This is a genomic window from Collimonas arenae, from assembly GCF_000786695.1.
Classification (GTDB): domain Bacteria; phylum Pseudomonadota; class Gammaproteobacteria; order Burkholderiales; family Burkholderiaceae_D; genus Collimonas; species Collimonas arenae_A.
Window position 1 is genome coordinate 4,394,891 of the sequence record NZ_CP009962.1, and the last position, 22,963, is coordinate 4,417,853.

Here is a 22,963-nt window from a genome sequence, read left to right on the forward strand (position 1 = left end):
ATGCCAATGTTGCGCAGCAGCGCAGTAAACCTAGAATGTGGACAAAATTTCTACCATGCATTGGTGTAACTTACATCAAAGCAAACATGTCACCCAGTCAGGCTCGACCTGAATCTATGGCATCCACGTGCAACTGCTGCGCCCCATACCGAGTTTGTCAGCGGCGCGCCCCGTAAATTGGGCTACAATTTCCCGCTTAGCGTATTTGTATTGCAACGACAGGAGCATTGACCATGATTGTTTTGATAACTGGCGCAACAGCTGGCTTTGGCGCCGAAATGGCGCGTAAATTCACTAAAAATGGCCATCAGGTCATCGCTACCGGTCGCCGCAAGGAACGGCTGGATAAGTTGGCTGCAGAACTAGGCGCTGCGGTCTTGCCTATCGTTATGGATGTCACCGACAAGGCTTCGATCAGCAACGCACTGGCGGCGCTGCCGGCACAATGGCAAGAGATCGATGTCCTGATCAACAATGCTGGCCTGGCGCTGGGTGTGGAATCGGCGCAGCAAGCGTCGCTGGAAGAATGGGAAACCATGATCGAGACTAACTGCAAAGGCCTGGTGACCATGACGCGCCTGGTGTTGCCAGGCATGGTGGCGCGTGGACGCGGCACCGTCATCAATCTTGGCTCGATCGCCGGCGAGTATCCTTATCCCGGCGGCAATGTGTATGGCGCCACCAAGGCCTTCGTCAAGCAATTCACGCTGAACCTGCGCGCTGACCTGGTCGGCACCGGCGTCCGCGCCACCGATATCGCACCCGGCCTGTGCGGCGGCACCGAATTCTCCAATGTGCGCTATCGCGGCAATGACGAAGCCGCCGCCAAGGTCTACGAGGGCACACAGCCACTGACGCCGGGCGATATCGCCGATACCGCATTCTGGGTTGCCACCTTGCCACCACATATCAACATCAACCGCATTGAAATGATGCCGACCTGCCAGGGTTTTGCGGGCATGAGCATCAAGCGTAACTAAAAGCCAACCAAATCATCCGCAACATCGATGCCGGCGTTAGCCGGCATCATCTCTGAATTTACCCTAATACCCGAAAAGCAACAATGCCGATGACCCTGCCCCTTTCAGCCCCGCACACAGATTTCAGCTGGCGTATTCGTGTGTACTACGAAGATACCGATGCCGGCGGCGTGGTTTTTTATGCCAATTACCTGAAGTTTTTTGAGCGTGCCCGCACCGAATGGCTGCGCGCAGCAGGCATCGGCCAGCGTTCGCTGGAGCAAACCGACGGCGCGATCTTTATCGTCAAAAGCACCAGCATCGACTATCACTTGCCTGCAAAACTGGATGACGAATTGCAATTGACAGTCGCAGTCGAGCGCATCGGACGGGTTGCTGTCGATTTCATCCAGCAAGCGTGGCGCGTCGGCGAAGGCGAGCCGGCCTTGATGGCTACCGGGCGCATTACCGTGGTCTGCGTCGGCACTGACACGTTCCGGCCGCGGGGGATTCCCAAGCACGTGCTGGAAAACATCAAGCACGGCGTCAAGATCCCCACGGAAGGCTGATAGATACGCTCCGGCCTCATTCGCTTGCCGAAGCAGTTCTATAAAGCAATTTTTACGCCACAATGAACCTTCCGCAAGCAATAATGGTCTGATGCATCGTTGCAACGAACTTGGCGCAAAACGATAGCGCTTGGAAACATTTCCTATATTTGCCCATACAAGCGCAGATATCCAGCAAGCACTTTACGTTTACAATTCACTGTTTAAGTCTTTTACTTAAACCCAAGACCATTCCTCAAGACCGCTATCCATGACTGTCACCCAAGATCTTTCGTTTATCACCCTTATTACCAACGCCTCTGTATTAGTACAGCTGGTCATGGCGCTGCTGCTGGCGGTTTCCGTGATGAGCTGGACTTATATTTTCCGCAAGATGTTCGCGATCCGCAGCGCCCGTTTGCAGACCGAAGAATTCGAACGCGCATTCTGGTCGGGCGGCAATCTGAGCACTTTGTATCAGGACGCCACCTCAAATCGCCGCAAAGGTTCGGGAACCGGGGCGCTTGAACGCATCTTTGAAGCTGGCATGGACGAATTCAACAAGGTCAAGGCTTCGCTCGGCAGCAGAGGCGGTAACGATTCTGCCGCCCTGCTGGATGGCGCCCGGCGTGCGATGCGCGCGGCTTACCAGCGTGAAATGGATGCGCTGGAATCGCATCTGGCGTTCCTCGCTTCGGTCGGTTCGGTATCGCCGTATGTCGGTCTGTTCGGCACTGTGTGGGGCATCATGAATGCTTTCCGCGGCCTGGCCAATGTCCAGCAAGCGACACTGGCAGCGGTAGCGCCTGGTATCGCCGAGGCCTTGATCGCCACCGCGATCGGCCTGTTTGCCGCGATTCCAGCCGTGGTTGCCTATAACCGCTTCTCGCATGACGTCGACCGTCTGGCGATCCGCTTCGAAAGCTTTATCGAAGAGTTCTCCAACATCTTGCAACGTCAGGCACGCTAATGTCCGGCACCTCATCCATGCGCGGTGGCCGCTCCCGCAAGTTCAAGGCGGAAATCAACGTCGTACCGTATATCGACGTGATGATGGTGCTGCTGGTGATTTTCATGGTCTCGGCGCCGCTGACCAATCCGAGCGTCATTAATTTGCCGAATGCGGCGAAATCGGCAGCGCCGCCGACTGAATATATTGAAATTACCTTGAAGCCGAACGAACAGACCAGCATTCGCGTAAATGGCCAGAAGAGCGGCGCCAGCCCGGCTGAAACCGTTCCAAGGAATGGCTTGAAACAGAAACTGCAAACTTTGCATGCCGATAAACCCGACATGCCGGTGATGATTTCTGCCGACAAGGATATTAAATACGATGAAGTGATCAAGGTCATTTCTGAGGCCAAGATGCTTGGCATTAACCGCGTCGGACTGGCGACAAAGTGACGAATTGGTTATGACAGGCAACTCCCCGTATTCCGTACCAAAAGAACCCGGCAGCATCCGCGCCATCATCCTTGCAGCGGCTGTGCATGCCGCCTTGTTTGCATTCCTGTGGTTTGGCATTCACTGGCAAAGCCAGCAGCCAATCGCGGTAGAAGCCGAAGTCTGGAGCCCGGACATCAAGGAAGCCGCACCGACGCCGCCGGAACCGACGCCGGTGCCGCAACCAACGCCCGTGCCAAAGCCAGAGCCGGTGGTGCAGGAAACTGCTCCACCGCCGCCGAAGGTTGTGTTGCCGCCCGTGCCCGATCCTGAAATTGCGCTGGAAAAGGAAAAGAAGCGCAAAGAACAAGAACGCAAGGATCAGCAGCGCCAGGAAGAGCTGGAAAAACAACAGCAATTGCAAAAACAGCAAGCCGAAGAAGAACGCAAGGACAAGCTGAAAGCCGAAGCAGAACAAAAAGCCGCCAAGGACAAAGCCGCTGCGCAGGATAAACAAAAGCAGGAAGCCGCCAAAAAACTGGAAGCCGACGCCGCCAAGAAGAAACAGGCTGCCGAAGCTGCAGCTGAAACCAAGCGCCGCAGCGATGAAATGAAGCGCATGCTGGGCCAGGCCGTCGGTAACGGCGCTGCCAACAGCACCGGCACTGCAGCCCAGTCGCAAGGGCCGCGTGGCGATCCTGGCTATGGCCAGCGGGTGGGCGCCAAGATCAAGTCGAACATTAACTTTAATGTTCCAGACGGGCTGGCAGGAAACCCGGCGGTTGAATTTGATGTCGAATTGCTGCCGGACGGCTCGGTGGCGAGCGTACGTCTGAAGAAATCCTCCGGAGTTTCCGGTTTTGACGAAGCGGTTAAGCGAGCCATTGAAAAATCGGCACCTTATCCAAAAGACAAATCGGGTTCTGTACCTTCCAGCTTCATCGGAATCCATAAACCGAAAGATCAGTAAGCCATGAAAAACAAATTGCACCAACTATTCGCGGTCATCGGACTTGCGATAAGCGCGCTGGCATTCAGCATCCCGGCGCATGCCCAACTGCGTATCGAAACTTCCGGCGTAGGCGCCAGCCAGATCCCAATCGCGATTGCCGGCTTCAGCAATGAAAACCTGGCGCCGCAACAAGTGACGGCCATCATCAAATCGGATCTCGAACACAGCGGCATGTTCAAGATTATCGATACCGGCGACGTCATCTCCGAAGCCACCCAGGTCAACCTGCCCGACTGGAAAGCACGCGGCGCCGATGCCTTGGTGATCGGCAGCGTGCAACGCCTGGCCGACGGCCGCTTCGATGTCCGCTACCGCCTGCTGGATACCGTCAAGTCAGCCCAGCTGTCGGCTCTGGCGATGGCTGCAGCGCCGCAGTACACGCGGGTCACCGCACACAAGATCGCTGACGACATCTATGAAAAGCTGATCGGTGCACGCGGTTCATTCGCTACCCGCATCGCCTACATCATCAAGTCGGGCAAGGAATATCGCCTGGAAGTCGCCGACTCCGACGGCGAAGGCGTGCAAGTGGCCTTGCGCTCCAACGAACCGATCATCTCGCCAGCCTGGTCGCCGGACGGCACCAAGGTCGCGTATGTCTCGTTTGAAGCAAAGAAACCAGTCGTCTACGTACAGAACCTGATCACCAAGCAACGCATCGTGGTAGCCAACTACAAAGGCAGCAATTCGGCCCCTTCCTGGTCGCCGGACGGCAGCAAGCTGGCGATCGCGCTGGCGCGCGACGGCCTGACCCAGGTGTACGTGGTCAATAGCGACGGCGGCAACCTGCGACGCCTGACCAACACCAATGGCATCGACACCGAACCGCAATATTCGGCCGACGGCCAAAGCATCTACTTCACCAGCGACCGCAGCGGCGGCCCGCAAATCTACAAGATGAACGCCAACGGCGGCGAAGCCCAGCGCGTGACATTCAGCGGCAGCTACAACATCAGTCCGCGGATTGCGCCCGACGGCAAGACATTGGCGTATATTTCGCAGCGCGGAGGCCGCTTCCAGCTGTATGCGATGGACCTGAGCAACAACCAGGAACAACGTTTGTCGGATACCGTCAAGGATGAATCCCCAAGTTTTTCCCCCAATGGCAAGTACATCATGTACGCCACGGAATCGGGCCGCCGCGGCTCGCTGGCAGTCGTCTCAGTTGACGGCCGCGTAAAACAGCGTTTAACTATGCAAGCAGGCGATATACGGGAGCCTACTTGGGGTCCTTTCATGAAATAATCATGTTTTACTTTGAATCGACGTTCGTTTCCCACTCTGGAGAATTAAAAATGCTAAATATCAGAAACTTTGCCCTCGTTATTGCTAGCGCCATTTTGCTGGCCGCTTGCTCATCCCCTGTCAAGCTCGACGACAAAGCCGTACCTGTAGTTGACAGTGGCGCAAACGGTGCAGATACACGCTCGGTCAACACCGTTGACACCGGCTCCACCGATCCGTTGAACAACCCAGGCGGTATTCTCTCCAAGCGCAGCATCTACTTTGACTTCGACAGCTACATCGTCAAGGACGAATTCAAAGCACTTGTTGAAGCCCATGCCCAATACCTGAACAGCCACAAGAATCGCAAGATCATCATCCAAGGCAATACCGATGACCGCGGTGGCCGTGAATACAATCTGGCGCTGGGACAAAAACGTGCAGAAGCAGTGCGCAAGGCATTGGTGCTGTTAGGCGTATCGGATACTCAGGTCGAAGCAGTTTCGCTGGGCAAAGAAAAGCCTAAGGCTACCGGCAGCGACGAAGCGTCCTACGCTGAAAACCGCCGTTCAGACATCGTTTATCAATAATGATGCGGACGTTCTTCAAAGCGACGATGACTGCGGCCATGCTGGCCGCAGTTTTTTCCGCTCCGACCGCCCACGCCGGGCTGTTTGACGACGATGAAGCACGTCGGGCGATATTGGATATACGCGCCAAGATTGACGCGGTCAATGCACGGGTAGACGGCAAGGCGGACAAAACCACTTCGCTGAGTTTATCTGACCAGAATGACCGCCTGAATCAGGAACTGGCCAAACTGCGCGGACAGATTGAAGTGCTGACCAATGAACTGGCCAACACGCAACAGCGCCAGAAAGATTTCTACGTCGACCTGGATACGCGCCTGCGTAAGCTGGAACCGCAAAAGATCAGCGTCGATGGCCAGGAAGTCAATGTCGGCGCCAACGATCAGAAAGCCTATGACGCAGCGCTGGCGACTTTCAAATCCGGCGACTACAAAACAGCGGCCACCGCCTTCTCCAATTTTGTGCGCAGCAACCCGGACTCCGGTTTGACGCCATCCGCGCAATATTGGCTGGGCAACGCCTACTACGCTTTGCGCGACTACAAGAATGCCATTGCGGCCCAACAGGTGGTCGTCAGCAAATACGCCGACAATCCCAAGGCCGCGGATGCATTGCTGAATATCTCCAGCAGCTACACCGAGCTGAAGAACAAGCCGCAATCGAAGAGAGCGTTGGAACAATTGCTGTCGCAGTATCCGAACACGCCTGCAGCGCAGACCGCAAAGGAACGCCTGGATGCAATGAAATAAGCGAAAAATATTATTTTGCAGATTTCGTAAATAAAAGTGCATATGGGTTTGACACCTCATATGCACTTTGTCTATAATAGCGGTCTTTCGGGTCGTTAGCTCAGCTGGTAGAGCAGCGGACTTTTAATCCGTTGGTCGCAGGTTCGAATCCCGCACGGCCTACCACGAATAAGCAGTCAGTACGATGCAAGCAATAAGCCAAGAGTAATCATGGCAGTCATATCAAAGCAGCCGCTTACAGAAATGTGAGCGGCTTTTTTGTTTTGGTGCACAGCTTTCCTCGCCACACTCGCGTCCCTTGTTTGGCAACTACATCAGGATTCTCAATACGCCTGCAAACACGCTTTGTTGTAAATACTCTACACACGCATCCTATTTTCGAAATTTACGCTACAAGATCAATTTCGATCTTCCAAAACGCTACAAAAAATCAATCTTTCAACGCCGCTAATCCAAGCAATAAAAGGCTTTTCAGCCATTGTCGATAATTTCGATGAAACGCAGGCATTTTTTCCGTTTTTCTTTTGATTTGGCAGCGCGCATACTTCATTCCAGTTCATTCAACACCGCATCCTTCCAGCCATACGACACACCGGCGGCGACGGCAAATGCGGCAACCAACGGAGAAAAACATGCTTCAAATTCGCAAAGGTACCGAACGCGGAATTGCCGATCACGGCTGGCTCAATTCGCACCACACATTTTCGTTCGGCCACTATCACGATCCGATGCACACCGGCTTCGGGCCGCTACTGGTGATCAACGAAGACCGGGTGAAAGCAGCCCAGGGATTCGGCACGCACGGCCACAGCGACATGGAAATCATTTCCTATGTGCTTGACGGCGCGCTGGAACATAAGGACAGCATGGGTACCGGTTCGGTCCTGCATTACGGCGACGTGCAAAGGATGAGCGCAGGCACTGGCGTACGTCATAGCGAGTTCAATCACTCGAAGACGGAGCCCGTACATTTTCTGCAGATCTGGATCCAGCCGAATGTCAAAGGCATTCCGCCCAGCTATGAAGAAAAGCATTTCACCACTGCGGAGAAACAAGGACAGTTACGCCTGATCGCGTCGTCTGATGGCCGTGAAAATTCGGTGCTGATACATCAGGATGCATCGATCTATGCAGCCATCCCGAACGACGGCCAGACGTTGCAACACACGCTGGCTACCGATCGTACCGCCTACGTGCATCTGATCCGCGGACAGCTAACGGTCAACGGCACAGTACTGGAAGGTGGCGATGCATTGAAAGTGACGGCAGAAAACCTGGTCACGCTGACTGACGCAAAAGATGCGGAAGTGCTGTTGTTCGACCTGCCCTACTGAGTTTGAAATCAGGATTGCAAACTGAATTTCAGATGCGGCGGCAAAACCTGCAACACGTGTCGGAAAACCGCATATTTTCCGGCACGTTTTCAGGATTCGCCTGAAGCACCAGGCACGTGCTGGATCAGGCGTACCATGGCATCGGTATCGCGCAACCGCTCCCTCCACCAGATCAGGGCTGCGCCATCGTCGCCGGTACGCCACGCCATCGAAAACGTTTCATCCGGTTTCGGCTCTTCTACTTGCTTCACGATCAGCTCACCGGATGCAATCGCTGCGCGCGCGCACGGTTCCGGCAAAAAACCAAAACCGATGCCGGCCAGTTGCAACGCGTATTTGCTGCGCATGTCAGGCACCGTCAACGTATCCTGCCCGAACAGCAAACCCACCGTACGCGATGCCATCTTGCGTGCAGAATCGGCGACGCTGATAGCACGGTACGGATGCAGTTCCGCCTTACTCAATACTTTCTTCACTTTGGCCAACGGATGGTTCGGCGCCACCACGAACACAAACGATATCGTCCCCATTTCCTCGGCGATGTAACCGCCACCCGCCGGCCCCTGCCCTGGCGCGCCGATCAGCAAATCTACCCTGCGCTCCAGCAGAGCCTCCCAGGTGCCCGTCAGCGACTCCCTGGCGACGCGCAGGCGCGTTTTATCGGCAACGCCGCAGAATGCGTGGATGTCGGATTCCAGCGCTGTGATGGAAAACAGGGAATCGATACAGATCGTGAATTCAGTTTCCCAGCCGGACGCAACCCGACGCACACGGTGCTCCAGGTCTTCGGCTGCCTTCAGTAAATAGCGCCCTTCCTTCAGCAATTCTGCGCCGGCGCGCGTGAGCACGACCTTCGGTCCCTGCCGCTCGAACACCTGTACATCCAGATCCTGCTCTAGCTTGGATACCGTGTAGGAAATGGTTGATGGCACCCGATGCAACTCGATACCGGCGGCGGAGAACGATCCCCGCCTGTCGATAGCATCGAGAATCAACAATGCATCCAGACTGATTCTGAACATGGAACTCCTGACAAAAGAAACGGGGAATAAGATGCTAGCAAGCGCTAGGCATCGATAGCGTAGCCGGCGGCGATCCAGGCATCGATCCCGCCCGACAGCGGGCGCACTTTTTTGTAACCCCTCTGCATCAGCTGCTTGGCAACCAATGCCGCCGAAGCCTCGTTCGGACAAGCACAGTAGACGATCACCTCCTGGTCAATCGGCGCATCGAAGACGAAAGTATTGATTTCCTGATGCGATATGGTGAGCGCACCCGGAATACGGCCGGTCTGCTGCGATGCCGGCGAACGGATATCGACAATCGCCGGCGTCAAACCCTGCTTGAACAGCTGGTCCAGTTCGGCAACCGAGATACGCGCCATGCGCAACGAACGGCGGAAACGCCAGCGTTGCCACCATTTGTTAGCGACGAAGATGGCAAAGCCCGCAGCCACCAGCATCATCCCGTACTGCCCCAGTTCGGTCAGCACATTCAAGAGATCGTCGATAGTGGTGCTGAACAGCGAACCCAGATAAATCGCCAGCCCCGCCCACAAGGCGGCGCCAAGGCCATCAAACACGAGGAATGTGCCGCGCTTGGTGCCGACTGTGCCCGCCAATGCACTAGCGATGGAAGCGAAGCCGGGAATGAATTTGGCGACCAGCAGCGAGCGAGCGCCCCAGCGCGAATAGATCGACTCGGTCTGACGTACGCAAGAATCGGGGGAAAGTGAAATGCGGCACAGTGTCGCCAGTACCCTGCGGCCGTAACGCCGGCCAGCCTGGTACCAGATGAAATCGGCGATCAGTGCAGCAACAACTGCTGTCAGCAGCAATACAGGGGCCGAATATTCGCCGCGGTGCATCAGCGCGCCAGTTATCACCAGGGTAGGATAAGCTGGCAGCGGTGCGCCAAGCTGCTCGGCCAGCACATTGAAGAAGACGATGACCAGCCCATATTGCTCAATTATATGAAACAAATAGGTCATCTCTTCCGCCGCCTCATATCCATGTCGGTGATTGCCAGACTGGCAATTTCACAATAATGCGATAAACATCAATGGATATTATAAAGTTGATGGCGTTTCGGCTCCTCCCTTTTCTGAAAGATATTCCCCAATGCCCAGCCAGAGCAGAATTGCCGCTGGCAACAGCAGCGCAAGAAACAACAGGTATTTGTAGGCAAAGGCGCCACCGATGGCGCCAGCGCCAAACGCTACGACGGGCCAGAAGAATTTGATGCAACGCTGGCGCAATACATCGTCTGCCGCCCCGCGCAAGATATCGACCAGATCGATGATCACCTGCGTGACGTTTCCGGTCATGACGGTGGTGGGCGTCAGATGCTGCAAAATCAAACGGCTGCTGGCATTTTGCACGCCCATGCTGGCGGCGCCCAGCATGCCGGCCAGCAAAGCCAGCGGCGCGCGGGAATCGGATACCGGTTCTACCTGATAACCGATCAGCATGAAACCCAGCAAAAAAATCAATTGCAGCAACAGCAAATAAAACATCGGCGGCTTGCCGCTGCGCTCCAGCCAGATCACCGCCATGCGCGTCAGGGCTACGGCAAATACAAACGCAGGGAAGGCCAACAGTTTGATCAGCACGCCATGCGAAGGATTTGCCAACTCGCTGCCTATCAGTACAAAGTTGCCGGTGACATGTGCAGTGAACAGGCCGAACAGCGCAATGAAGCCAACGGTATCGACATAGCCGGCCAGAAAACTCAGTGCAATGCTTTGCTGCGTCCTGCGATCAATTGCGCTCATGACACTCCCCGCTTAATACAGTCCACTTAATACAGGCCAGAATGTTCGAATAGGGCATGATGTTCCTCCGCATGTGCAAAATCAAAAAGCAAAACAGCTGCAACCCAGTGTGCCCCAGAATCCCGTATGGTCGGCAACAGGGACTGTCGATTTTCTCGCCACATCATGTGCATGCGCATGCACGCCGCAAGCGCCCGCGCATTGATGCGGCAGCGCCTGACGCTGCTGCGGCCGATGTTGCGACAGGCTGCGGTAATGGCCCGGCACCGTCTTTACCGGCGACCAATCCGGTAGCACAGGGATCGGCGGCGGCGCCAGCGGGCCGAATTCTGCAGCGCCATACACGATCTTGCCGCCGACCACCGTCAGCACCGACTCCAGCGCCTTGATATCATCTTCGGCAACGGTAAAAAAATCTGCCGACAATACTGCCAGATCGGCCAGCTGGCCTTCCTTGATGCGGCCTTTTTTACCCTGCTCGCTGGAAAACCAGGCGCTGCCGGCAGTCCACAGTTCCAGCGCGGTATCACGGGATAACTGGCTAGCGGCGTCATACAGACGCATGCCGCCCACAGTGCGGCCGGACACCAGCCAGTAAAGCGCAGTCCAGGGGTTGTAACTGGCCACACGCGTGGCGTCGGTGCCCGCCCCCACAGGCACGCCCATCTCCAGCATGCGCGCCACCGGCGGCGTATGCTTGGCCGCCTCGGCACCATAGCGCTCGACAAAATATTCACCCTGGAATGCCATGCGGTGCTGGATCGCGATACCGCCGCCAAGCGCCCGCACTCTTTCGATATTGCGCGGCGTGATGGTCTCGGCGTGGTCGAAAATCCAGTGCAAACCATCGAAAGGAATATCGCGGTTGACGCGCTCAAACACATCCAGCATGCGGCTGATCGATTCGTCGTAGGTGGCGTGTAAACGGAACGGCCAGCGCTGCGACACAAGGTGGCGCACTACCTTTTCGAGTTCACCTTCCATGTTGGCCGCCAGTTCCGGCCGGGGCTCCAGGAAGTCTTCAAAATCCGCTGCGGAAAACACCAGCATTTCACCAGCGCCGTTATGACGGTAGAAATCATCGCCCTGCCCCGGTGCAACCATGTCGGTCCATTTCTGGAAGTCTTCCAGTTCCTGCCCCTTGCGCTGGGTGAACAGATTGTAGGCAATGCGAATCGTCAGTTGCTGCTCGCGCGCCAGTTGATCGATGATGGCGTAGTCTTCCGGATAATTCTGGAAGCCGCCGCCGGCATCGATGGCGCTCGTGACGCCGAGGCGGTTCAGTTCGCGCATGAACTGGCGCGTCGAATTGACTTGTTGCTCGCGCGGCAGCGCCGGGCCCTTGGCTAGGGTGGCATACAGAATCATCGCATTCGGTTTGGCGATCAACATGCCGGTCGGATTACCGCTGGCGTCGCGCTGGATCTCACCACCGGGCGGATTCGGCGTGTCTTTGGTATAGCCGACGGCGCGTAAAGCAGCACGGTTAAGCAAGGCGCGATCGTACAGGTGAAGGATGAATACCGGCGTATCGGGTGCGGCCGCATTGATTTCTTCCAGGGTGGGCATACGCTTCTCGGCGAACTGGAATTCGGTCCAGCCTCCGATCACGCGTACCCATTGCGGTTGCGGCGTACGCAGCGCCTGTTCGCGCAACATGCGCAAGGCATCTGCCAGCGATGGCACGCCTTCCCAGCGGAGTTCCAGGTTGTAGTTAAGGCCGCCGCGTATCAGGTGCAAGTGGGAGTCGTTCAAGCCGGGAATCACCGTGCGCCCTTGCAGGTCGATCACTTGCGCACTCTCTGCGCGATGCCGCATGGCGTCCTCGGCATCGCCCACGGCGATGAATTTACCGTCTCGAATCGCCACCGCTGTCGCCAGCGGCTGGCCTCGGTCCATCGTGTGAAAACGGCCGTTCAACAAGATCGTATCTGCATGCATAGTGTTCTCCTATTCTTGTCTGATGTGATAAAGCCAGGCTGGGTAGCTGTAACTGCGACAAGCCGGGGATATTTCTGTCCATTCAAAATATCGAACAAAATTTCCTCCTGCATCAGATTGTGCCAACAAGCATCATCTTCATTGGCAAACAACCGGATATCGCTTTGATGCCAAGCAGTATGGTGGAGAGGGATTTAAATGAAAAACGGAAAATTTACAGGTCAACAATCGAATTTATCGATGATCGCTATCTCAGCGCTGAAATGTCAGGCCACTTCGTCGATCAACGAGTGTCCATAGACGGTGAAACGGCTCTTGCCTTGGCGCTTGGCTTGGTACATGGCTTCATCTGCTTGGCGCAAGGCTGAATCCCATTCCAGGCTTTCAGCCTGGCACAGGGCGATGCCGATACTGCAGCCAATACCGTCCCCAATCGCCGCTACACGACTGACGATGCGACTAGCGACCGCAGTCGCAGTGGCCTTGATCGCCAGCGCAGGCGCCACCAGACAGACCACGAATTCATCGCCGCCGACACGCCCGGCGATATCGCTGTCGCGCAATACCGATCTCAGCGCTGCCGCTACCTCGACCAGTACAACATCACCGCGGTCATGCCCCAGGTTGTCGTTAATCCATTTGAAGCCATCCAGATCGATGAACAATAACGCCACCGCTTGGCGGCTGACCGTGCCGCTGTTGCGCAAGGTTTCTGCCAGTTCCAGAAACAGCGAACGACTAGGCAGGCCGGTCAGGTCATCCATCCGCACCTGGTCCATCCTGACTTCCAGCATGGCGTTGTTGAGCGCCAGCAGACGAGCGTCCTGCACAGTCTTCAGGTAAACCTGGTTCATTTCCCGCAGATAGATCAGCAGCAGCACGGTGGCCGAAATCAAGGCGTTGCAGCGGCCGACATACCAGCCGATGGAGAACTGGCTACCGCCTGCCATGGTGATCACGTTGTCGCATTGCAGGGCGACCAGCGCCACAGCCAACCATACGTGCAACACCGCCCTGAAACCCGTGGCGCGCCACAATATCAGCATGGCCGATGCAGTGAGGATCTGCAGAAAGGGGCCGATGCCGCTGGTAGTCACCAGATGAAAGTTGCCGTTATCGATCAGCTTGGGTAATTGCTCATGAAATACAACCACCGCTAGCAAGCTTGCGGTCAACGCCGCCAGCACCACCGCTATCAGCCAGTTCGGCACCCGTTCGAGATGACTGGCCAGCCATGACGGACTCCACCAACGGCTGACCGCGTAAAGCAATATGCTTAGCGCCAAGCCTGCATGCCAGAGAAACCACAGCCAGATAGTGGTCTGCGCACCGCCCAACAGCCCCACTTGCGGCACAAATGCGCCGGGCATGGCAAGGAATTGCACAATCAGAATCACTGCGGCATAGAAGCTGCCGGCGCCGATATAGAGCAGATCGACTTCCTTGGTGGCGCGATAGTGTCCAAATATCAGATAGGTGATGATGACGTAGGCAACCACTGTCGCGGTCTGGTATGAAGGCAGGAAAGCCGGGACCAGCGGCCCCATGACTGAAGCTACCGGCAATAGCAATAATGTCGCAACAACAATACTGATACATACCCATAGCGCGCGCCTTCGCTGCCGCGGGCTTGCCTGGCGGGTCGCAGGAGACGTGCTTCTGTCAGTCCACCTCGACTTGACTGTGGCTTTGTTAGCTGCAATTTTTGTGCGGTCGATCATTGGCTGTTTTAACCATGCCCAGAGACTATTGCCCTACCTGACGGTAAAATTTGCCCAAAAGCATCAAAATAGTAACTGGAATGAGTCGGCTCAGCTAATACAAAAAAGCTATCACAACTGCTGTCAAAAGAGAAAATCGCAGTTGTCATACAATGACCGTTTCTTCCAACGAGACATTGCCATGCGCGCTATCGAAATTACCCAACCCGGCGGCCCCGAGGTTCTGCAAATCTGCGAACGCCCTGTACCGTCATTCAAGGCAGGCGAAGTGCTCATCAAGGTGCAAGCTGCCGGCATCAACCGGCCAGATGTTTTCCAGCGCACCGGCAATTATTCTCCGCCACCCGGCGCATCCGATTTACCAGGATTGGAAATCGCCGGTGAAATCGTCGACGGCGATTTCAGCGCAACTTCATTCAAGAAAGGCGACCTGGTCTGCGCCCTGGTCCAAGGCGGCGGCTACGCCGAATACTGCAGCGCGCCGGCTGCGCAGTGCTTGCCGTTGCCGACCGGCTGGAGCGCAGTGGAAGCGGCATCGCTGCCGGAAACTTTTTTCACCGTGTGGAGCAATGTCTTCGATCGCGCCAAACTGGTTGGCGGCGAGACCCTGCTGGTGCAGGGCGGCAGTTCCGGTATCGGCGCAGCTGCGATCCAGATCGCCACGGCGCTCGGCCACCGGGTATTTGCGACAGCCGGCTCGGACGATAAATGCCGCGCCTGCGAAGCGCTGGGCGCTGAACGCGGCATCAATTACCGCACCGAAGACTTCGCAGCAGTGATCAAGACCGCGACCGACGGCAAAGGCGTGAACGTGATCCTCGATATGGTCGCCGGCGATTATGTGCCGCGCGAAATCAGCTGCCTGGCTGATGATGGCCGCCTGGTTTTCATCGCCACCCTCGGCGGCAGCAGCGCCAGCATCGATTTCCGCCAGGTGCTGATGCGACGCCTGACGATTACCGGTTCGACCCTGCGGCCACGGCCGATCGCCTTCAAGGCAGCGATTGCAGCGCAATTGCAAGAGCGCGTCTGGCCGCTGCTGGCGGCGAAAAAAATCAAGCCGGTCATCTTCAAGACATTCCCTCTGGAACAGGCGGCGCAAGCGCATACCCTGATGGAAAGCAGCTCGCATATCGGCAAGATCATGCTGACCACTTGAATCGCGCAAACAAAAAAAGCAGCCACGGCTGCTTTTTTTGGGTCTGTGACATACCTAGTCCAAAGGAATCGCGCGATAGCGATTGACCTCGGCCGAACTGACAATCGGCGCCTTGTTACCCCAGCTATTGCGGATATACGACACCACCGCGGCGATTTCACTATCGCTCAACGCCGGACCGTAAGGCGGCATGCCGTAGGGACGCGGATTGGCTGCGGTGCTCGGCGAGAAGCCGCCATTCAGCACCACACGGATCGCATTCACCGGCGAGGCCATGGTAATGGCGTGATTGCTTGCCAGCGGCGGATAGGCCGGCCAGGCGCCTTTGCCGGAAGCCTGGTGACAATCCGCACAATGGTTCTTGTAGATTTTCGCCCCCTGCTCCAGCACGCGCGCCACTTCATCTGCACTGGCGCGCTCTTTCGGCGGCGACGCTTCTTTCTGGCGCGGCAAGGATTTCAGATATAGCGCCATGGCGCCGACATCTGCATCGCTCAAGTGTTGCAGGCTGGCGCCGACAACTTCTGCCATCGGCCCGAGCACTGTGCCGCGCGGCGAGACACCGTTTTTCAACAAGTCGGTTATGTGTTGTATGTCCCAGTCGCCCAGGCCGATTTCGTCATCGGAAGTGAGCGATGGCGCGTACCAGTTGATAACCGGGATGAAACCGCCTCCCAGTTCAGCCTTCAGGTCACTGCCGCCCAGCGCATTGCGCGTGGTATGGCACGCGCTGCAGTGGCCCAGGCCCTGCACCAGATAGGCGCCGCGATTCCATTCTGCAGATTGACCCTTCTCCGGCTGATACACGCCCGGACGGAAATACAATGCGCGCCAGCCGTACAACAGGAACCGGTTGTTATAAGGAAAACGCAAATCGGGCTGCCGGTTCTGTTGCGGCACAGGCGTCACGCTGCGCAGATAGGCAAACATGGCGTCCGCATCTTCGCGCGTGACCTTGGTGTAGTTCGTGTAAGGAAACGCCGGATACAACAAGCTACCATCTTTCGATTTGCCGTTGTGCAGGGCACGCCAGAAATCGTCGGCGCTCCAGCTACCGATACCGGCCTCCTTGTCTGGCGTCAGGTTCGGCGAATAGATGGCGCCGAACGGAGTCTGTATCGCCCGTCCGCCGACCAGTTCCTTACCGCCGCGGGCGGTATGGCAAGCGATACAGTCACCGGTGCGAACCAGATAAGCGCCGCGGACGATCTGCGCCGCCGGATCAGTTGTTGCCGTCGCCGGCGCAGCCGATCCGCCGCTTGCATCGTCGGCATTCAGCACCGCCAGCACGGCAACTATTGCAACAATCAGCAGCAACACCAGGCCCGACGCCCACAAGAGTATGCGTTTCATTCGGCGCTCCCGGGAACACTGCCACAGGCCAGCGGTAATTTCACGGAGCCGGGAGCAACCGCTGTGGCGCCGGCCGGTACCGGCTGCGCTGCCAGCCAGGACGCCACTGCGCCGATATCTTCAGCGCTCAGGCGCTGCGCCACCTGCGCCATGCAATCCGGAGCAAAGGCATGCCGCGCACCGTTTTTCCAGGCGCCGATCTGGCTCACCAGATAATCGCGCGGCAGGCCGAGCAGACCCGGCGTAGTCGGCAACACACCGGTCATGGCGCTGCCATGGCAGGCAATGCAGGCGGGGATTTTCTTGCCCGGATCGCCCTTGTTGACCAGCGCTTCCCCGCGTTCACGTGTAGCGCTTGACGGATCCACTGGCTGAGGCGCCGGATAAGGCGGATGCTGGTCGGCGAAATAGGCGGCGATTTCCTGCAGGTAGGCGTCGGACAGGTGATCCACGAGATAAGTCATCATCGGATACTGGCGCCGTCCTTCACGGAAATTGTGCAGCTGGTTATACAGATAGCCGGCCGGCTTGCCGGCGATGCGCGGGTAATAGCCGTCGTTGGTGGCACGTCCCTGTTCGCCATGGCAGGCGGTACAGGCAGTCAGGCGCTGCTTGATCGTATCTGGAACGGCGGTGGCGTCGACCTCAGCCGCATGGGCCGCGACGCTGAACGCAGCGACGGCAATCGAGACAAGAAACCCGGACCGCAACCATCGCGCAGCGCATGTTGCGTCCCGCTCCGGTCCCTGCAAAAGAATCGACATGATTTTCCTATTTTTTATGCTGCTGCACTTTTTGGGAAGTATTCAAAGTCAGATTATAAGCTAGCAAGTTTATTAACATGCACCAACATTCATTGCCATTCCATCATTATTGGATAATGCGGAATATTGCTGAATATCGCGGGATACAGCATCCTATTTTGATGGCTTTTGCGGCACCAGCGGCTGGTCGATGGTCGGTCCGGGTTCATTTGCATACATCTGCTCTTCTACAATATCCATTTGCTGGCTGCCATCCAGGGCGTGACCGGTCCATCGCTCCGCCGGATTGACCGTTTGCACTTTCTTGTCTTTAGCAGGGTTGGCAGGCGTAACAGGTAATTTAGTCTTGGACATGGCGCACTCCATTTTTGAGCGACGACGAGCTTGTCGTCATCCTCCACTATATAGCTTGGCTGACCGGGCTGATAGCTGAAAATCCTGGCAGCATCCTGATTGCAAACGCAAAAACGCCGGTCCAGATTTTCATCTGGACCGGCGTCGGAAAAATAAAAATTACCGGTGAAATTTATTTCTGACTGAATAAAGAATCAGCGATCGTAGTAACCGCCCTGGTACGGCTGCCGATAATAATCGCCGCGGTTTTCAACATAGACAGGCGTAGGACGGTAATAAACCGGGGCCGGCTGGTAATACACCGGAGCGGGCCGATAATAAACCGGCGCCGGGCGATAATAAACCGGAGCTGGCGGATAGTAGGCCGCCGGACGATCGTAATAGCCGCGATCGTAGTAGCCACCGTTATCCTGGCGATAGCCACCGGAAGTAGCGCCGACAGCAGCACCGAGCACGCCACCAACAATCGCGCCGTTGCGACCACCTACCGCACCGCCGATCACTGCACCTGCTACCGCACCAATCGCAGTATTGGCGCCATCGTCATAAGCCAGTGCAGAAGTCGAGACTGCCGCAGTCGAGCTAGCCAGCAGTGCAATACAGATCAATTTTTTGTACAGCATGATTGCATCCTTCAAGGGTCATACAGCCCTAATCAACACCATCAATAAACCGTTACAACGCTCATTTCACGAACACACGGTTGTTGAGTTGAACTATAGCCGAGCCATCGTCAAATCCCTCGAAGCGATACATACTTTTACATTTGCACAACATGGTTACACCTGACGTAACGTCCGATTCGCCCAACCAATCAGCACAATCAATGCAGCTTCACCGACGGCTTGGCGTGCTTCATCAATCCACTGGCGGCGGCAGTGACGCCGGTGCGCACCGGCCCCAGCAGGGCGCTCAGATGCATCAGATGCAGGCTGGTGTACATCATGCGCGCAAAAAAGCCGTCGACGAACCAGCCAAGCTTGGTCAGCGAGCCCATCAGGGTCCCGACGGAGGTATTCCTCCCGAACGACACCAGCGAACCGTGGTCTTTATAGACATAAGGCGCATCCGGCGCCGCCTGGCCTTTGTTGGCACGGACGAACATGTCTAGCAGATAATCAGCTTGCTGATGCGCCGCCTGCGCACGCGGCGGCACCATTTTGCCATCGGTGCCGATGCAGGCCGCGCAATCGCCCAGCGCATAGATGTTGTTGGTGCCGGCCACCTTGAGAAAACCATCCACTTCCAGCTGGCCGGATTTGATCACAGGAAGTCCCAGCCCCTTGAGAAAATCGGGCGCCTTGATCCCGGCCGACCAGACGCACAGGTCGGAGACATAGTTGTTGCCGTTGGCGTCAGTCACAAAATTCTCCGCGATGCTGGCGACGCGGCAATCAGTCACCACGCGCACTTCGCGTTCCTGCAACAACTTGCTTGCCGCCTTCGAAACCCGCTCGGTAAGCGGCGCCAGCAGCCGCGGCGCGCCTTCCAGGATGGTGATGCGGACGTCGCGGTTCGCATTCAACTGCGGGAAATCGTAATCGGTGTAGACGCTGCTGGCATCGCGCAATTCGGCCGCCAGCTCCACCCCGGTAGCGCCGCCGCCGACAATCACGATATCAACGCCGGCATCCGGATTCTTTTCTTTCTTCAAATCTGCCAATGCCAGCATTTTCAGCAACCGCACCCGGAATTGTTCTGCATCTTCGGTCGAATTCAATGAAATGGTATTTTGCTCGGCACCGGGGATACCGAAATAATTGGAGACGCTACCGACCGCAATCACCAGCTTGCTGAACGCAATCTGGCGCGGCGGCAGCAGTTCTGTTGCCGATTCGTCGGTCACCGCATCTACCGTGATCGCGTTATTGGCGCTATCGAGACCGGTCATGTTGCCATACACGAAGCGAAATTTATTGTCATGCGCCAACATCTGGTAAGACAGGCCTTCTTGATGAATATCACGGGTTCCTGCGGCAACTTCGTGCAAAGACGGCTTCCAGATGTGATAGAGCGCCCGGTCTACCAGGGTAACGTGACCGCTCCCCAATTTGCGGCCGAGTTTGCAAGCCAACTCCAAACCACCGGCGCCACCGCCAACAATCACGATTTCATCCGACATCCATCTTTCCTTCACCTTTTCATTAATCAAGAGCGCTTCGACCTTCCGCGATCCGCGCCGGGCGCCAAAGCACGCAGTAAGTCTACTTTTATAATGCCGCAATGCGCAATAGTGCCGTATTTTCGGTGCCGATTGATCACGCCACGCCAATTTGCAGTATTCGGGGGACGACGCCATGGTATAAAAGACGACACCGAAGCTGATGCGAAATCCGAGCTTCGACTGCAGAAATCGCCGGCCAGGAACAGCATCGCAATTCGCGCAATGCTCGCTGGTTCGCAACCGCAGTCTGCGCTATGATGAAGACAAACACCATTGCAAACTTAATTTTCAGGAGGGCATATGTACCGGAAAATTCTCGTGGCCTACAATGGCACGCCTGAAAGCCGTTCTGCTTTATATTCCTGTATCCAGCTGGCGCCCCCTCCTGAGGTGGAAATCCATCTGCTAGGCGTCATCAATCTTGCCACGTATCTTATGGCGGGCGAATTTGTCGCCGAATCCGCAATCCGGGCGGAAAAGACCTTACTCGAACAAGAGCTGATCAAAGGCCACAAACTCCTCACCGATGCAGGCCTCAAGCCGATCGATCATTTTGAAAGCGGCGAGCCGGTGAATGTCATCAGCGATCTTGTCAGCAAACTGGGCATCGACCTGGTCATTGTCGGCCATTCGCGCAAGAAGCCGCTGGCAACGCGCTGGTGGCGCGGTTCGGTTGACACCATGCTGGTCGAAAAAGTGCCGTGCAGCGTGTTGGTCGCTACCGATTGCCCTCCTAGCGCATAGCATTCCACACTCGCAGCCTCGCTGCGCGCCAGCGTGGCTGGCTAAAGAGCTATAAGCCGGATTGTCAGGCTTTGGCTTGCTCGCCGCTGCTCTGTACCGGCACCGCCATCGGTAATTCAATCACCACTGCGGTGCCCTTGTCTTTGCCGGCGGCAAAGCGGACCTTGCCTCCCAGGTAGGTGGCCCTTTCATTCAAGCCACGCAAACCATGGGTACTGGTGTTTTCAAAACGTTCCTGCGACATGCCGACGCCATTGTCGCGCACCGTCAGCGCCAGCCTGTCTTCGTCGATATCCAGGATCACCTCGACTTGGCTAGCGTGCGCATGCTTGGAAACGTTATTCAGAATTTCCTGCAACATGCGATACACAGCAATTTCAATCCGGCGATCGATTGTGATGTCTTCATCCGGCAAACTGGATTTGCAGACAATTTCCGTGCGCTGGCCGAAATCTTCCAGCTGTTCGATGATCGCTGCTTTCAGACCGAACAACTCCAGCATGTTCGGCCGCAATTCGGTTTGAATCCGTCGCGTGGTCGCCACAAGCGAACTGAGCAAGCTCTTCATCTGCCCCTGGCGGTTCTGCCAATGGGCGTTCTCCGGCAGGATCTTGTAGACGCCTTCCAGATGCATGCTGAGGGCGGTCAGCGAAGCGCCCATATTGTCATGCAACTCGCGCGCAATCGCTCGCTTCTCTTCTTCCCGTATGGTTTCCATATGATTGGCCAGTTCGCGCAATAACGCGGTGCGCTGGGCGATGGTGCGCTCCAGTTCCAGCTCGCGCTGTTTCAGTGAATCTTCGGCGTGCTTGCGTTCGCTGATGTCGGTGGCGATGCCAACCACGCCCATGACCTGTCCCTGCTGCCCGAACCATGGCGACTTGGTGATTTGGAACGTCACGATTCCTTCCGGCAGCTGCACGGTTTGCGCGAGCGTCTCTGATACGCCGCCGTTCATGATGCGGATGTCATCCTGGTCGATGCGGTCCGCATCTTCGGTGAGCGGAAAGAGTTCACGGCTGCGCCGATATTTTGCCAGCTCCCAGCTCAAGCCGAGCCGCCGCAAATACGCCGGATTGGCGAAAATCAAACGGTCCTGATAGTCTTTGACGAAAATCAGGTCGTTGGTGTTGTCGCTGACGGCGATCAGCAGCGCCGTGGCTTCAGCCAGCTCGGCGGCGCTTTGCAGGCGCGCACCATACTCAAGATCGACCTTGCCGCCGGCGCGCCAGAAAATAAATAGCACCAGCACGCTGTCAACCAGCGTCAGCAAAGGAGGCAACGAGGTTCTGTCATACAGATTCTGGCGCGTCCCCCAGTCCGCCAGCCAGTGCAGGGCAACCAGCAGAACCAGCATCTGCGGCAAGGAACGGCGCAACATTTGCCCGCCCGGCGCATGGCGCGTGATAATCGCCATCAGGCGATGGCGCGGGCGCGACATCATCAGCGCCAACCCGAACAGCAGAAATGCAACGGCCGATAGCAACGGGATGCCGGTCGCATAAACCATATGGATCATGGCTGACACGCTGTACAGATAACCAAGCAGTGGAATGGCGCTTAGGAACAACAGGGAAATGGCCAGGTACTCAGCGACGTACTGCTCTTTCTCAAAGCGGAAATCGAGCAAGAGTAACGCTGTCCCTGAAAAGATAAAACCGATGCCCGCCATGGGATGCAAGCCCCCCGGAAAACTTGCACCAGAGTGCGGCGCCAGCTCAGACAGCACCATATCGAACCAACCGGCGCTACCCATGAAATCTTGCGTCAGAGCCGCTGTGGCCAGCACGAGCAGCAGCACGGCGAGCAGCTTCCCGGCATACTTGATGACGCTGCGCGGCCCGACCACCGTGCATTGCAAAGCAAGACTGACGGTTGCCAGCAAAAATCCGGCTGCTGTATTGATGCTTACGACCGACAATTGCGACGTCAAAAACGGTAGACTGATCTGCTTGAGGCCGGCGGCCAGCACGAATGCCGACACCAGCATGATCAGCACCGTCACCGCAAGCGCGGCTGCGGTGGTGCGCCATACATAGGTTTTGGTCGAGGCCAGACTATCTAATGCACGCATCTTCAAGACATCCTGGTAATGCGGATCGCCTGCTACGTTCTCCATATTATTCAAATCGCCTCCGCGGCCGCCTCTGCTCGGCGTCCGACATGATCATCCGATTTATCCGGCTTCTTC

At 56.5% G+C, this 22,963-nt stretch carries 24 protein-coding genes and 1 tRNA gene; 13 read left to right on the forward strand and 12 right to left on the reverse strand.

Translation table 11 applies throughout. The features are described from left to right. The first annotated feature begins 233 nt into the window (after positions 1 to 233). The 9 genes from LT85_RS19340 to LT85_RS19380 all read left to right on the forward strand — a co-directional run bounded on the left by LT85_RS19340 (position 234) and on the right by LT85_RS19380 (position 6,630). Positions 234 to 980, forward strand: coding sequence for an SDR family NAD(P)-dependent oxidoreductase (locus LT85_RS19340; protein WP_038492136.1), 747 nt, complete (start codon positions 234 to 236; stop codon positions 978 to 980). An 89-nt stretch (positions 981 to 1,069) separates the two neighbouring features. Further along, a complete protein-coding gene (gene ybgC, locus LT85_RS19345; RefSeq protein WP_038492139.1) occupies positions 1,070 to 1,528 on the forward strand; it encodes a tol-pal system-associated acyl-CoA thioesterase in 459 nt (152 codons plus the stop codon). Between the two features lie 250 nt (positions 1,529 to 1,778). Further along, entirely contained in the window at positions 1,779 to 2,477 is a 699-nt protein-coding gene (gene tolQ / locus LT85_RS19350; protein WP_038492142.1) for a protein TolQ, read from the forward strand. Beyond that, a complete protein-coding gene (locus LT85_RS19355) occupies positions 2,477 to 2,911 on the forward strand; it encodes an ExbD/TolR family protein (RefSeq protein WP_038492146.1) in 435 nt (144 codons plus the stop codon). Before tolQ ends, LT85_RS19355 begins: the two co-directional genes overlap by 1 nt. A 10-nt stretch (positions 2,912 to 2,921) precedes the next feature. After that, entirely contained in the window at positions 2,922 to 3,860 is a 939-nt protein-coding gene (gene tolA / locus LT85_RS19360; RefSeq protein WP_038492148.1) for a cell envelope integrity protein TolA, read from the forward strand. Between the two features lie 3 nt (positions 3,861 to 3,863). After that, on the forward strand, positions 3,864 to 5,147 hold the full coding sequence (gene tolB, locus LT85_RS19365) for a Tol-Pal system beta propeller repeat protein TolB (RefSeq protein WP_038492151.1): 1,284 nt from the start codon (positions 3,864 to 3,866) through the stop codon (positions 5,145 to 5,147). Between the two features lie 50 nt (positions 5,148 to 5,197). Then, positions 5,198 to 5,716: a peptidoglycan-associated lipoprotein Pal gene (pal, locus tag LT85_RS19370; RefSeq protein WP_038492154.1), complete on the forward strand. Its 519-nt coding sequence runs from the start codon at positions 5,198 to 5,200 to the stop codon at positions 5,714 to 5,716. Between the two features lie 2 nt (positions 5,717 to 5,718). Next, a complete protein-coding gene (ybgF, locus tag LT85_RS19375) occupies positions 5,719 to 6,465 on the forward strand; it encodes a tol-pal system protein YbgF (RefSeq protein WP_038496865.1) in 747 nt (248 codons plus the stop codon). A gap of 89 nt (positions 6,466 to 6,554) precedes the next feature. Then, positions 6,555 to 6,630 (forward strand) — tRNA-Lys (locus LT85_RS19380). A 233-nt stretch (positions 6,631 to 6,863) separates the two neighbouring features. Here LT85_RS19380 and LT85_RS26730 read toward each other — a convergent pair. Further along, entirely contained in the window at positions 6,864 to 7,025 is a 162-nt protein-coding gene (locus LT85_RS26730) for a hypothetical protein (protein ID WP_156117588.1), read from the reverse strand. A 72-nt stretch (positions 7,026 to 7,097) separates the two neighbouring features. Here LT85_RS26730 and LT85_RS19385 point away from each other — a divergent pair, with 72 nt between their 5' ends. Then, positions 7,098 to 7,799: a pirin family protein gene (locus LT85_RS19385; RefSeq protein WP_038492158.1), complete on the forward strand. Its 702-nt coding sequence runs from the start codon at positions 7,098 to 7,100 to the stop codon at positions 7,797 to 7,799. 89 nt (positions 7,800 to 7,888) lie between these two features. Here the strand turns inward: LT85_RS19385 and LT85_RS19390 are convergent, their stop codons facing one another. The 5 genes from LT85_RS19390 to LT85_RS19410 all read right to left on the reverse strand — a co-directional run bounded on the left by LT85_RS19390 (position 7,889) and on the right by LT85_RS19410 (position 14,060). Beyond that, positions 7,889 to 8,821 carry a LysR substrate-binding domain-containing protein gene (locus tag LT85_RS19390; protein ID WP_038492161.1) on the reverse strand — a complete coding sequence of 311 codons (933 nt, stop codon included), beginning with the start codon at positions 8,819 to 8,821 and terminating at the stop codon, positions 7,889 to 7,891. Between the two features lie 44 nt (positions 8,822 to 8,865). Continuing rightward, positions 8,866 to 9,789, reverse strand: coding sequence for a DedA family protein/thiosulfate sulfurtransferase GlpE (locus tag LT85_RS19395; protein ID WP_038492163.1), 924 nt, complete (start codon positions 9,787 to 9,789; stop codon positions 8,866 to 8,868). A gap of 78 nt (positions 9,790 to 9,867) precedes the next feature. Continuing rightward, positions 9,868 to 10,572, reverse strand: a complete 705-nt coding sequence (locus tag LT85_RS19400) for a YoaK family protein (protein ID WP_052135333.1) — start codon at positions 10,570 to 10,572, stop codon at positions 9,868 to 9,870. A gap of 81 nt (positions 10,573 to 10,653) precedes the next feature. After that, a complete protein-coding gene (locus LT85_RS19405; RefSeq protein ID WP_038492166.1) occupies positions 10,654 to 12,513 on the reverse strand; it encodes an amidohydrolase in 1,860 nt (619 codons plus the stop codon). Positions 12,514 to 12,779: 266 nt separating this feature from the next. Then, positions 12,780 to 14,060 (reverse strand): GGDEF domain-containing protein, encoded by a 1,281-nt coding sequence (locus LT85_RS19410; protein ID WP_038492168.1) that lies wholly within the window; start codon positions 14,058 to 14,060, stop codon positions 12,780 to 12,782. 355 nt (positions 14,061 to 14,415) lie between these two features. On the opposite strand from LT85_RS19410, the gene LT85_RS19415 reads away from it, so the two are divergent. Beyond that, entirely contained in the window at positions 14,416 to 15,393 is a 978-nt protein-coding gene (locus LT85_RS19415; RefSeq protein ID WP_038492170.1) for an NAD(P)H-quinone oxidoreductase, read from the forward strand. Between the two features lie 54 nt (positions 15,394 to 15,447). Here LT85_RS19415 and LT85_RS19420 read toward each other — a convergent pair whose 3' ends face one another. The 3 genes from LT85_RS19420 to LT85_RS19430 form a co-directional block, all read right to left on the reverse strand. Beyond that, the gene (locus tag LT85_RS19420) at positions 15,448 to 16,746 is read right to left on the reverse strand and encodes a c-type cytochrome (RefSeq protein WP_038492172.1); all 1,299 of its coding nucleotides are present in this window, start codon (positions 16,744 to 16,746) and stop codon (positions 15,448 to 15,450) included. Further along, positions 16,743 to 17,510, reverse strand: a complete 768-nt coding sequence (locus LT85_RS19425; protein ID WP_081992561.1) for a c-type cytochrome — start codon at positions 17,508 to 17,510, stop codon at positions 16,743 to 16,745. Before LT85_RS19425 ends, LT85_RS19420 begins: the two co-directional genes overlap by 4 nt. A gap of 153 nt (positions 17,511 to 17,663) precedes the next feature. Continuing rightward, a complete protein-coding gene (locus tag LT85_RS19430; RefSeq protein WP_038492175.1) occupies positions 17,664 to 17,864 on the reverse strand; it encodes a hypothetical protein in 201 nt (66 codons plus the stop codon). A 14-nt stretch (positions 17,865 to 17,878) separates the two neighbouring features. Between LT85_RS19430 and LT85_RS26735 the strand changes: the two genes are divergently transcribed. Beyond that, positions 17,879 to 18,046, forward strand: coding sequence for a hypothetical protein (locus tag LT85_RS26735; protein WP_156117589.1), 168 nt, complete (start codon positions 17,879 to 17,881; stop codon positions 18,044 to 18,046). Positions 18,047 to 18,058: 12 nt separating this feature from the next. Here LT85_RS26735 and LT85_RS19435 read toward each other — a convergent pair whose 3' ends face one another. Continuing rightward, positions 18,059 to 18,487 carry a glycine zipper 2TM domain-containing protein gene (locus tag LT85_RS19435; RefSeq protein WP_038492178.1) on the reverse strand — a complete coding sequence of 143 codons (429 nt, stop codon included), beginning with the start codon at positions 18,485 to 18,487 and terminating at the stop codon, positions 18,059 to 18,061. Between the two features lie 200 nt (positions 18,488 to 18,687). Continuing rightward, positions 18,688 to 19,986 carry an NAD(P)/FAD-dependent oxidoreductase gene (locus LT85_RS19440; protein ID WP_038492181.1) on the reverse strand — a complete coding sequence of 433 codons (1,299 nt, stop codon included), beginning with the start codon at positions 19,984 to 19,986 and terminating at the stop codon, positions 18,688 to 18,690. A 342-nt stretch (positions 19,987 to 20,328) separates the two neighbouring features. Here LT85_RS19440 and LT85_RS19445 point away from each other — a divergent pair, with 342 nt between their 5' ends. After that, positions 20,329 to 20,772 carry a universal stress protein gene (locus LT85_RS19445; protein WP_038492184.1) on the forward strand — a complete coding sequence of 148 codons (444 nt, stop codon included), beginning with the start codon at positions 20,329 to 20,331 and terminating at the stop codon, positions 20,770 to 20,772. Positions 20,773 to 20,836: 64 nt separating this feature from the next. Here the strand turns inward: LT85_RS19445 and LT85_RS19450 are convergent, their stop codons facing one another. Beyond that, positions 20,837 to 22,891 carry a PAS domain-containing sensor histidine kinase gene (locus LT85_RS19450; protein ID WP_081992565.1) on the reverse strand — a complete coding sequence of 685 codons (2,055 nt, stop codon included), beginning with the start codon at positions 22,889 to 22,891 and terminating at the stop codon, positions 20,837 to 20,839. Positions 22,892 to 22,963 lie beyond the last annotated feature (72 nt).